At 41.7% G+C, this 11,595-nt stretch carries 10 protein-coding genes and 1 pseudogene; 9 read left to right on the forward strand and 2 right to left on the reverse strand.

Annotated elements, in window-relative coordinates:
- Positions 1 to 170 precede the first annotated feature (170 nt).
- Positions 171 to 296: a photosystem II protein Y gene (locus AC5JMF_RS16565; RefSeq protein ID WP_495796826.1), complete on the forward strand. Its 126-nt coding sequence runs from the start codon at positions 171 to 173 to the stop codon at positions 294 to 296.
- Between the two features lie 150 nt (positions 297 to 446).
- Here AC5JMF_RS16565 and AC5JMF_RS16570 read toward each other — a convergent pair whose 3' ends face one another.
- Complete coding sequence (locus tag AC5JMF_RS16570) at positions 447 to 608, reverse strand: hypothetical protein (RefSeq protein WP_495794438.1); 162 nt, start codon at positions 606 to 608, stop codon at positions 447 to 449.
- Positions 609 to 687: 79 nt separating this feature from the next.
- Between AC5JMF_RS16570 and AC5JMF_RS16575 the strand changes: the two genes are divergently transcribed.
- The 3 genes from AC5JMF_RS16575 to AC5JMF_RS16585 all read left to right on the forward strand — a co-directional run bounded on the left by AC5JMF_RS16575 (position 688) and on the right by AC5JMF_RS16585 (position 4,419).
- Positions 688 to 1,947 carry a bifunctional folylpolyglutamate synthase/dihydrofolate synthase gene (locus tag AC5JMF_RS16575; RefSeq protein ID WP_495796827.1) on the forward strand — a complete coding sequence of 420 codons (1,260 nt, stop codon included), beginning with the start codon at positions 688 to 690 and terminating at the stop codon, positions 1,945 to 1,947.
- A 225-nt stretch (positions 1,948 to 2,172) separates the two neighbouring features.
- Positions 2,173 to 3,339: an FIST signal transduction protein gene (locus AC5JMF_RS16580; RefSeq protein WP_495796828.1), complete on the forward strand. Its 1,167-nt coding sequence runs from the start codon at positions 2,173 to 2,175 to the stop codon at positions 3,337 to 3,339.
- 6 nt (positions 3,340 to 3,345) lie between these two features.
- Complete coding sequence (locus AC5JMF_RS16585) at positions 3,346 to 4,419, forward strand: sensor histidine kinase (RefSeq protein ID WP_495796829.1); 1,074 nt, start codon at positions 3,346 to 3,348, stop codon at positions 4,417 to 4,419.
- Between the two features lie 45 nt (positions 4,420 to 4,464).
- Here AC5JMF_RS16585 and AC5JMF_RS16590 read toward each other — a convergent pair whose 3' ends face one another.
- On the reverse strand, positions 4,465 to 5,742 hold the full coding sequence (locus AC5JMF_RS16590) for an ABC transporter substrate-binding protein (RefSeq protein WP_495796830.1): 1,278 nt from the start codon (positions 5,740 to 5,742) through the stop codon (positions 4,465 to 4,467).
- 140 nt (positions 5,743 to 5,882) lie between these two features.
- Between AC5JMF_RS16590 and pilM the strand changes: the two genes are divergently transcribed.
- The 5 genes and pseudogenes from pilM to AC5JMF_RS16615 all read left to right on the forward strand — a co-directional run.
- On the forward strand, positions 5,883 to 6,989 hold the full coding sequence (gene pilM, locus AC5JMF_RS16595) for a type IV pilus assembly protein PilM (RefSeq protein WP_495796831.1): 1,107 nt from the start codon (positions 5,883 to 5,885) through the stop codon (positions 6,987 to 6,989).
- Between the two features lie 145 nt (positions 6,990 to 7,134).
- Complete coding sequence (locus tag AC5JMF_RS16600; RefSeq protein WP_495796832.1) at positions 7,135 to 7,905, forward strand: PilN domain-containing protein; 771 nt, start codon at positions 7,135 to 7,137, stop codon at positions 7,903 to 7,905.
- Complete coding sequence (locus AC5JMF_RS16605) at positions 7,902 to 8,660, forward strand: GspMb/PilO family protein (RefSeq protein ID WP_495796833.1); 759 nt, start codon at positions 7,902 to 7,904, stop codon at positions 8,658 to 8,660. Before AC5JMF_RS16600 ends, AC5JMF_RS16605 begins: the two co-directional genes overlap by 4 nt.
- 209 nt (positions 8,661 to 8,869) lie before the next feature.
- Positions 8,870 to 11,194 carry a secretin GspD/PilQ domain-containing protein gene (locus AC5JMF_RS16610; protein ID WP_495796834.1) on the forward strand — a complete coding sequence of 775 codons (2,325 nt, stop codon included), beginning with the start codon at positions 8,870 to 8,872 and terminating at the stop codon, positions 11,192 to 11,194.
- 145 nt (positions 11,195 to 11,339) lie between these two features.
- Positions 11,340 to 11,595 (forward strand): annotated as a pseudogene (locus AC5JMF_RS16615) (hypothetical protein); the annotation flags it as partial.

The raw sequence follows: 11,595 nt of genomic DNA on the forward strand, positions 1-11,595 counted from the left end.
ACTCCCCACTCCCCACTCCCCACTCCCCACTCCCCACTCCCCACTCCCCACTCCCACACTTTAATCATTCTTTACATATGACTCTGTAAAAAATGCCCAGTTCAGCTAAAAATAAAAAATGAGAATAGTTGATAAAACTTTAATTTCTACTTAGGAGAGGGACTCTAGATATGGATATTGATTTTCGTGTAGCGATCGTTTTTGCACCAATCGCGGTTGCTGCTGGTTGGGCTTTGTTTAATATTGGTGCTGCTGCTTTAAGACAAGTTCAAGCCTTTTTGGACAGAGAAGCTTAAACTTAAGTTAACTTCATCAATCTTTAACCGACTGTTTCTCGTGATGAGGACAGTCGGTTTTATTGGGAATGGGGAACTCAGGGCCCCCACGTTAGCGAAGCGGGGCGAAGCCCAGTGGGGATTAGGGGCCTGGAGAATTGTCATTTGTTATTAGACTTCTTGCAAAAATACTTGAACCGTCAGAGACTCAAGTCTCTGCCTAATAGCAAAAGTCCGTTGAAACGGACTAAAAATACTGTTATTAGTCGGTTTCAACCGACTTGAGTTATCAGCCAGAAAATTTATTTTCTGGCGAGTATCTGACTTTTGCAAGAGGTCTATTGATTATTCTCCGCGTCCCCGCGTCTCCCCCATCCCCCTCATCCCCCCCACCCCCCTCATCCCCCCACCCGTGGATATCGATCTCGTAATACAACCTTTTCAACGCTTTGGTGTGCATCTGGGACTCGATCGCATTGTCAATTTGTTGGCAAATCTCGGCAATCCCCATCACCAAGTCCCGATGATTCATGTTGCTGGCACTAATGGTAAAGGTTCGGTGTGTGCTTATCTTTCTTCGGTACTGACTGAGGCTGGTTATCGTACAGGACGCTACACTTCTCCCCATTTAATTGATTGGACAGAACGTATTTGTGTTAACGAACAGCCAATTTCTTCTCAGGAGTTGAGCGAATTATTGCAAGAAGTAAAAGCGGCTATTCGTCCTGGTGAACAGTCGCCAACTCAGTTTGAGGTGATTACCGCAGCAGCTTGGTTATATTTTGCTCAGCAGCAAGTTGATGTGGCTGTGGTAGAAGTTGGTCTAGGGGGACGTTTGGATGCTACGAATGTTTGCTCACAACCTTTGGTAACTGTGATTACGTCTATTAGTCGGGAACATTGGCAGCAACTAGGCCCAACTGTTGCTGATATTGCTAGAGAAAAAGCTGGTATTCTCAAGTTGGGATGTCCTGCTGTGATTGGCCCATTGCCGCCAGAGGCACAAAAAGTTGTGCGATCGCGTGCTTTAGAATTACAATGTCCGATTTTTACGCCTCAACCCGCCCGTCAAATCACTATAGGATGGGCAGAATATGAATCAGTTCAAAATTCCAAGTTAATTAAGTATCCTTTGCCCTTATCAGGACAAATTCAACTGACTAATTCAGCTTTGGCTTTAGCCACTTTGGAAAATCTACAACAACAGGGTTGGCAGATTTCTGAAGCAGCAATTATTGAAGGTATAAGAAAAACTAAATGGCCGGGACGGATGCAATGGGTAACTTGGAGACAACAAAAATTATTAATTGATGGCGCTCATAACCCTGCTGCTGCTCAAGTACTGCGAGATTATGTAGATAGCTTAAATGCTCAAAAGCTGATTTGGGTGATGGGAATGCTCTCCACCAAAGACCATGCAGAAATTTTTCAATCTTTACTTCGATTGGGAGATAAATTGTATTTAGTCCCAGTACCAGATCATAGTTCAGCCAATCCAGAAGAATTAGCAAAGTTAGCTCATGAAATCTGTCCACAATTAAGCCTTTGCCAGACTTATCCAGATTTATCATCAGCATTAAAATCAGCTTTTTCCCTAACAGATAATTTAGTTGTTTTGTGCGGTTCTCTCTATTTAATTGGGCATTTTTTGCAACAGTATAAAAAATTCTAAAAGTATAACTTTTTTTTAACAATAGTTACTTTCATTTATTTTTTGGGCAACCTTAACTGAGTAAACTTCAGCACATGGCTGACTCCTCATTTTGAATGATTAGTAGCATTACGGCAATTTCTCATAATTATTGAACTTTTGATTTAGGATATAGCAAAGCTCAATTGATATTACATTAATTGAGAAAATTAATCTATTTAAAACACGTTCACAATTAAAATAGAAATGTTAAAAGTTGTTGTTGCTCATAGTGAAGATCCAGATTCTAAAAGTGCAATTGCAGAAATCATAAAACAATGCTCTGACGATTTAATAGATCTCAAACCTCAGGCAGGTATCTTATTTGCTGCAATTGATTTTGATCATGCTTTAATTCTCCCGGAAATCGATAAAGTTTTTACCGGAATTGATTTGATTGGTTGTACTACCGATGGCGAGATATCGTCAGTTTTAGGGTTTCAACAAGATTCCTTAACACTGATGCTTTTTTGCTCTGACACTGTAGAAATCCGTGCTGGTATTGGGTATGCAGTAAAGGATAATCCTATTGCTGCTGCTCACCAAGCTGTACAACAAGCCACAGAAAAAAGTACAGCTATTGCTAAATTATGTATTTCCTTGCCTGCTAGTTATACAGCAGATGGAACAACTACTGATGGTGAGTTAATTCTTAAAGGATTAAAACTAGCTTTGGGTTCTCAAATGCCAATTGTGGGTGGTACAGCTGGGGATCAGTATAGATTCAAAACAACTTATCAATTCTTCGGTACTAAAGTTTTAACAGATTCTTTGCCGATTTTGATATTTTCTGGAGATATACTGTTTTCCTATGGAATTGCTTGTGGTTGGCAACCAATTGGAAACAAAAGTTTTGTCACAAAGGCTCAGGGAACCGTTCTCTACGAGGTTGATGGGAGAACGGCACTAGAATTTTATCAGCGTTATTTGGGCGATCGCCCACCGACAGCAGAGCATCCATTAGCTGTTTATGAAGGAAATAGCGATCGCTACTACATGCGTGTACCTAATACTTACGACACTCAAATCGGTAGTATCAATTTTTTGGGCGATATTCCAGAGCAAGCAATGGTTCAAGTCACAGACATCAGTAGAGATGAAATTATTGCTGCAACAGAGACTTCTTTTAAGAATGCCCTAGAACACTATCCCGGAACTGAACCAGAAGCCGTTTTGTTATTTTCCTGTTGCTGTCGTCGTTGGTTTTTAGGCACAAGAACAAAGGAAGAGTATCAACTCGTGAAAAATTCACTTTCAACAGAAGTGCCTATTTGTGGATTCTACACTTACGGTGAATTTGCACCCCTAGAATTTCAAGGTTCAACTTATTATCATCAAGAAACTTTTGTCACTCTACTTTTAGGGACAAAATAAAAGTGTATGGAATCTACAGATTACGAAAGTAAAATCAAGGAGTTAGAAAAAACTGTTCGGGTTCTAAAAAAAAGACTAGAACGTTCGGAAGCAGAACGAGAACAACTTGAAAAATTTAGTGAAGTTAGAGAAGTCGTACTGAAAAATGTCATTCGAGGTTTAGAAGAGTCCCAAACTGCTCTAGAAAACCGAGGTAATGAGTTAGAAACTGCTCTGAAAAATCTCAAAGCTTTGCAAATAAAACTAATAGAATCTGAGAAAATGTCTGCTCTTGGTGTTTTAGTAGCTGGAATTGCTCATGAAATTAACAATCCAGTCAGCTTTATTTACGGTAACTTAAATTATGCCAATATATATTTTCAAGATTTGCTAAAACTAATAGAACTTTATCAGCAGTATTATCCTGAACCAGTAGAGGCAATTAAACAAAAAATCCAAGTAATTGAACTCGAATTTATTAAACAAGATTCTGTTAATCTTTTTCAATCCATGACTGTTGGAGTAGAACGAATTTGTACAATTGTCAAGTCACTCCGCACTTTTTCTCACCTAGACGAAGCAAACTTTAAAACAGTCAATATTCATGAAGGAATTGATAGCACACTAGTTATTTTAAACAATCGCCTCAAACCATCGCTAGATAATTCACAAGCTATTCAAATAATTCGTGATTATGGTCAATTGCCTTTGATCCAATGCTACGCTGGGCAATTAAATCAGGTATTTATGAATATTATTGCCAATGCGATTGATGCTTTGAATGAGGCAATGAGCAAGCAGGAAAAAAAGCAATATCAACCCAAAATTTATATTTCTACAAAGGTTATTAATAAAGATTGGGCAGAGATTCGGATTGCTGATAATGGTTTAGGTATAGATGAGGAAGTTAAAGCAAAATTATTTGACCCATTCTTCACAACTAAAGATGTTGGCAAGGGTACAGGTTTAGGTTTATCAATTAGTTATCGAATTATTATCGAACTCCATAATGGTAGTTTAGAGTGTCATTCAGCACCTGGAAATGGAGCAGAATTTGTAATTCAGATTCCGTTGAGGATGGGGAGCAGGGGAGTTAAATAATTCGTAATTCGTAATTCGTAATTACGAATTACGAATTACCCAAATTTACCTCTGATTCCACTGTTGTGCCGCATCTTCTACGGCTTTATCTACAGTTTTTTCGCCTAGCATGGCTGCTTGTAAGTTTTCATAAACTGCTTTTTGCAATTTGTTGAAATCTTTTAAAGTCGGAGTTAATATTTCTGCTTGTTGTAATTGTTTAGCGCTAATAACTCGTGCTTTTTCTATTGTGGTAGCGGTGGCTGGAACATCTTGAAAGTACTGATCAGCAAGTGCTTTTTTTGTAGAAGGTAGAACATTTGCAGCTTTGGCAAAGGCTAATTGGTTTTGATCGTTGGTGACGAATAGAGCAAATTTCACGGCGGCATCTGGTTGTTTGCTTTCGCGGGGAACAACTATGTTCATTACTGCCACATTTTTCTTGCCTGTGTCACCGGTGAGTTGGGGTGCGATCGCAGAAGCTTGAGCTATTGTAGGGGCATTAGTGGCGATCGATTTGAGAAATTCTGGCCCTGAAGCGAGAAATGCCGTCTCTCCAGATTGGTATAAATCAATTGCATGGCGATGTCCCTGTGTTAATGACTCCTTGGGTAGCAGTCCTTTTTTATACATATCTACCCAATACTGAAACGCGGCTTTACCTTGGGGAGAATTAAACGCGGCTTTACCCTCAGTATCTACGAGAGTGGCTCCCATCTGCACAAATGATTCCAGCACTTCACCGGAATCTTGCGGAACAAATGTCACAAAAAAGGCATACTTGCCAGTCTTATCTTTAATTTGTTGCGCCACTTGTGCTAATTCTGCGTAGGTTGTAGGTATCTTATTGATACCTGCCTGTTTTAATAATTCAGTGTTATAAATGGTTAACCGTGTGGTGAGATACCAAGGAACTCCAAAACTCTTGCCATTCAGCGTGCTTGCCTTCCAAATATTCGGTAAATAGGAGGAACGTACTTCATTTGAGACTTTTTCATCCAAATTTAACCAAGCATTTCGCCCAGCAAGTTGAGACGCAAAATCGGGATTGAGGTTAACAACATCAGGTGGTGTTTTTGCGGAGACAGCTGTTAAGATTTTGTTTTCCATAGCTGCCCAAGGTACATCAACCCACTTCACCTTAGTACCTGGATTTTGCGACTCAAAATCCGCAATCAGTTTATTAAAGTACTCGGTAAATTGGGGTTGGAGCTGCATAGTCCAAAACTGAATATTTTTTGTACTTGTGCTGACATTACCCGTGCTGCAACTGACTATCCAAGTTGTAAATAAGCCCAGCAGTGCCCAAATAACTAATTGTTTGAATTTTCGTAATTGAATCATCTTCCCAGTATTTTTACGCTTGCTCAGTGTGAAAATCTTATGCAGAATTGTCGAGATTATAGGCTAAATCAACTACCAGTAGAGACGCAATATATTGTGTCTATTTAAATTTCCAATTTAGCAGTCCAGCGGGCACAACTGTGATTAAAAGCATCAATAATCTGTTTGGCAAATCTCATAAAGGTGTTGGTATTGAACTTGCCCCAGAACGTGTAAATGTAGTTCAACTACGTAAGCACCGTCAGGGCTTGAAAATAGACTCCTTTACATCTGTGCCAGTTCCAGAGGGTGTAGTTACTGATGGTCAAATTACTGATCCTCCAGCAATGGCGCAATTAATTCAGCAGGCGCTAGCTGAGGCGAAAATCAAAACCTCTCGTGTTGCTACTGGTGTACCAGGGCGAGATTCGATAGTTCGTCTCATACCTGTGCCAGCAGAGTTAGACGACAAAGAACTGCGAGAGATGGTGTTAAACCATGAAGCAGGTTTGTATTTACCCTATCCTCGCGAAGAAGCTGATGTTGATTATCAGAAACTTGGGTATTTTGTAGATGAGGATGGGATCGAAAAAGTACGAGTACTTCTGGTTGCTACCCGCAAGGAAGTAACGGATACGTACGTTAGTACATTCGAGCAAGCAGGGTTACAAATTGATGTTTTAGAAATCAATAGTTTTGCTCTGATTCGGACAATTCGCGAGCAATTGCGGCAATTTGGGCCACAAGAAGCAGCGGTTTTGGTTGACATAGAGTTCGACAGCACAGAAATAGCGATCATTGTGAATGGAGTACCACAATTTTCTCGCACTGTGCCGATTGGAACTTCTCAGATGCAGACTGCCTTGGCAAGGGTAATGAGTTTACCGACATCACGAGATATGGAACTGTTGCACGAAATGAGTATTCCTTCTACTCCCGGAGATGGCGGCAAAACCGGTGTTACCGAAATCAACCCCGGAATGGCGGCTGTAGTCAGAGTATTGGGAGAACTCACGGATGAACTGCGCCGTTCTATCGATTTTTACCTAAATCAGAGTGAAAATTTGGAGGTAGCACAGATTATCCTAGCTGGCCCTGGTGGTGGACTGCAAAACCTAGATGAGTTCTTCACCCAAAGATTAAGCTTACCAACTATCCAAATAGATCCAATCGTAGCTCTGTCTTTGGAAGTTGACAGCGATAAATATCCCCAAGTAAAACGCTCTGGTTTGGCGATCGCACTTGGTTTGGGAATGCGGGAGGTGTAATAATTCGTAATTCGTAATTAAGAGACAGTTAAAAGGTCTTGAAATTAAGGGTTTTCAATAGATTGCTTTGGGATTGTCTATCTTGACAGTCACGTTGTTTGAGAGTTCTCAAACCATAATTTCTATTTTTAGTTGGTGTGAGAGAATGTACAGTCTGGATATTAACTTTCTTAAAGACCGCCCAATTTACCAGAAGAAGCCCGAAAAGAAGGGGGGAATCACACTCCCTACTGGGAGCCTTACACCAGTGTACGTAGGAGTTGCTTTAGGTGTGTGTCTTCCAGCTTTGGTGGGGGGTGGTTGGTGGTTATTACAAGCGAAGATTGGTGAATTAGAGGGGACGGTAGCACAGTTAGATCAAGAAAACAAGAGGTTAGATACAGAAATAGCTAGTATTAACAAAATTAAAGATCAGACCAATGCAGTGAAAGCCCAAACACAAGCTTTAGTTACCGTATTTGACCAAATTCGTCCTTGGTCGGCAATGTTGCAAGATATGCGCGATCGCATCCCAGGAACAGTACAAATTGAAAACATCAGGCAAATCCCACCTGCTGCACCTGTGGAAGGTAAGCCACCAAATAATCCTGCTGGTGGCATAGAAATTACCGGATTAGCTCGCTCTTATAACGATGTCAACGATTTCCTGCTAACTTTGCAACAGTCTCGGTTCTTAAAATCTTCAGAAAGCAAAATTATTACCGCATCCTTAGTTGATGCACCATTACCACCAATTACTAGGCAATCTACTAATGGTGTGGTAATTAAACCACCCCAAATAGTTAAATACACTATTCAATCGACTCTAAGTGATGTTCCAGCTTCTGAGTTAATTCGGGAGTTAGAGAAAAAAGGCACAGTGGGACTAGTAGCTCGGATTCGTACTATGCAACAAACAGGAGTCATTACACAATGACGCTGAGTGATGATTTAAATTTTGCCGAGCAAGGCGGGGAATTTGATTCAGCAACGCCAGCTTATCCCGTTATCTTTGGCATTGCCTTTACACCAAAAATCATTGGCATTTTAGCAGGGATATTTGGTTTAGCAGGAGCTGGATACATGTTGTTAAACATGGTGATGCCAGCTTGGGATATGTATCAGCAGCAGCAAGCCAAAAGCTCCGAACTGCAAGGACAAATTGAGCAAAAAAAAGCCAGCGTCCAACAAATCGGCAAAATCAAAGAAGAGTTAGCGCAGGCACAGCAGCAAAAAGTTCAGGTTTTAGGTTTGTTTGCAAACGAGAAAACTTTGGATACATTGCTGCTGGATTTGAATCGCTTGGTTGAGTCTGGCAATGTTCAAATTCCTTTCAATATCACCAAAGCCAAATTGAAGAAGTTTGTGCCAGCGTCACAGCAAGCAGAAACCATTACCGATGGCTCTTTAGGGAAACAGGTTGATGGCAAGCTCAAACGCATCAGCATCAATGTCGAAATTTCCGGCACCTATGAACAAACACAATCGATCATGCGGAATATTGAGCGGTTACAGCCTTTGTTGATAGTCAGAGATTATCAATCGGTACTGGCTCCAGCAGAAGTCAGAACTCTGCCGGGCAAAGTGGTGAGGTTAGGGCCAGCGACGCTCAACACAACTTTTCAATTGCAGGCATTGATGCCGATGACACCAGAGGACTTAGCAACAGCTCAAGCTGCTCCTAAGAAATAATATCATGTTCGTTTAAAGACTTATCATGAAGACTGACACGGAGACGCGGGGACGCGGGGACGCGGAGAGTTTTGAATAATAAGTGATGATGCGAACTTGACAAACACTTAAAGTGCTGAGTTCTGAGTCACAAGAAACATACCCAGCACTCAGAGCGAACGACTCAAAAATTATTTGTTGACAAGGTTTTATCAGGTGAGGAATGAACTGTGAAACAGCTTCACGGTAATAGTTTGATATTAGGTACTGTTGCTTTTGCATTCTTGGCAGCTCAGCCAGTTTGGGCACAAAGCACTCAAGTTACTGATGTAAAGTTAAATCCGGTTGATGGTGGAATTAGCGTTGTTTTAAAAACTTCAGATTCAGGCGATCGCCCGCAAGTTTTCACGACAAAACGCGGCAAAGCTTTAGTTGCGGATATCATCAATACTCAACTCCGTTTACCGCAAGGCAATAGTTTTAAGCAAGACAACCCTGCACCGGGAATTGCTTCTGTTGAAGTTGGTCAGTTAGATGCTAACAGCATTCGGGTAATAGTAACTGGAAGTAAAGATGCACCCAGTAATCAACCTGTGACACGCAAGCAAGATGGCATTACCCTCAGCTTTACCCCAACCGTAGGTACTACAGCAGCGGTGCCAACACAGCCAAAACCAGCACCAACGCCTGCTGCTACACCAACTCAACCAACTCAACCAAATCAAAAACCTAACGTTCTCGTTCCCAACCCAGAAGTCACAATTGACGGTACACCTGCACAAGCCTCTGGTACTGGTCAGCCTCTGAGTCAGGCTCCACCATTTTTGCCGAGAGCTGTTGCCCCACCAGTGGGTGATATTGCGATTTCTAATACCGATGCTTCTCCTAGCACAGTTGACCTCGGCACTCAAGAACGCGTTCCCCGCTTAGTATTACGAGATGCTCCGGTACGTGAAGTTTTGTCACTACTGGCTCGTGCTGCTGGTTTGAACTTAGCTTATATGGGAGCCGGAGTTGGGCCAGATGGTAAACCCATTCCAGGGGCTGATAATTCCACAATTTCTTTGGATATAGAAAATGAGCCGGTGCAAGATGTATTTAATTACGTCTTGCGCTTGAGTGGTTTAGAAGCTAACCGCAACGGTCGTACAGTTTTTGTAGGTACTAAACTACCCAATGGCACCCGTAATACGGTGATGCGTAGCTTGCGACTCAATCAGGTTACTGTAGGAGTTGCCTTGAATTTCTTAGTTGGCTTGGGAGCAGAAAGTGCTGTGAGCCGCGAACGCCAAGTTACCAGCGTTAATGCTGTACCTGTGGGTACTGGAGCTGCGCCTATTACTCAAACTCAGACAACTACCGAAACCAGATTAGAAACTCAACGTGCGGAGTTCAAAGACTCTAACCCATTACTTAGAGGTTTGCAAGCATTGGGAGATGAGCGAACCAATTCTCTGACTTTAATTGGCCCTCCTCGGCTAGTTGATGTGGCAGTAGCTCAGTTAACTCAGCTTGATATTCGCCGTCGTCAAGTAGCAGTCAACGTCAAGATTATTGATGTTAACCTCTTGAATACCCAAGACTACAACACCAGCTTTTCTTTTGGGGTTGGCAATAACTTCTTTGTCAATGATGGTGGTGCAGCATCTTTCAATTTCAATGGTTCCAGACCAGCTACCAGAGCTGAGGCAACGAGCAGTGTGACTAGTACGCCAGTTATCCAGAATCCTGTTACAGGAGAAACATTTCTGGATGTTACAGGTAACAGTGTACAGTCAGCAAGGGCTAGTTTAGGAGATCCGCTACAACCCGGCATTACAAGTTTTACTCCGGGAACTCCAGGCACAGGTACAAGCCCTGGAACTCCTGCTACAGCTTCGTACTCTCTGCCGACTCTTTTTCAATTCCCTAAACGTTTTCTTGCTAGTTTGCAAGCTCAGGTTACAAATGGCAACGCCAAGATTTTGACTGACCCAACTCTAATTGTGCAAGAAGGTCAAACGGCCAATGTCAACTTAACTCAAGAAGTAGTAGGCAACATTAAACGAGAAATAGTTCGTGACTCAAATCTTGCCACAGAAACAATTTCAGCCGAAAAAGATAAAGTAGGTTTAACCCTAGCTGTCAAAGTTGAGCGAATTGACGATAACGGTTTTGTCTCTTTATCAGTAGCCCCTGTTGTGAAAGCACCGCAAGCCCCGGCAACTATCAATGTTGGTGGTGGTGGCAGTCAACAAATATTTTTGGTATCTGAGCGTTCTCTAAATTCTGGCTCAATTCGCCTGCGGGATGGTCAGACTTTAATTCTCTCAGGTATCATTCAAGACCAAGACAGAACAAGTGTCTCAAAAATCCCAATCTTGGGTGATATTCCACTTATTGGTTCGCTGTTTAGAAGTACAAATAGACAAAATCAGCGCAATGAGGTAATTGTGTTGCTTACACCTCAAGTGATGGATGATACAGAAAACTCCTCATACGGCTATAACTACACCCCTAGTCCACAGGTACGGCAAATGCTAGAGCGTCGTGGTTTGGGTACACCTAAGCGATAGTCATTGAGGAAGGGAATAGGGAACAGTGATGTAGAGACGCGAAATTTCGCGTCTCTACAAGTGTTATTGGTAGTTTTCTACAACTATCAAGATTGAGAGATAATATGCTCAAGAAAAGATTGCAAGTGAGTGTTAACAAGCAGCAATGACTGATTTAGCAGAACAGCCCAATGACCACAGCCGCCTAGATCTGATCCAAACAATTCTGCTGCAAGTTGCCCAACAGCAGCAAGTTAACACCAAAATGATTGCTCAACTTACTGAACGAGGTGACAGTTTAACTGAAAATGTTAATAATCTGACGTTACGAGTTGATGGTTTAACTGAAAATGTCAATAATTTGACATTACGAGTTGATGGTTTAACTGAAAATGTCAATAATTTGACATTACGAGTTGATG

The organism is Desmonostoc vinosum (assembly GCF_059505385.1).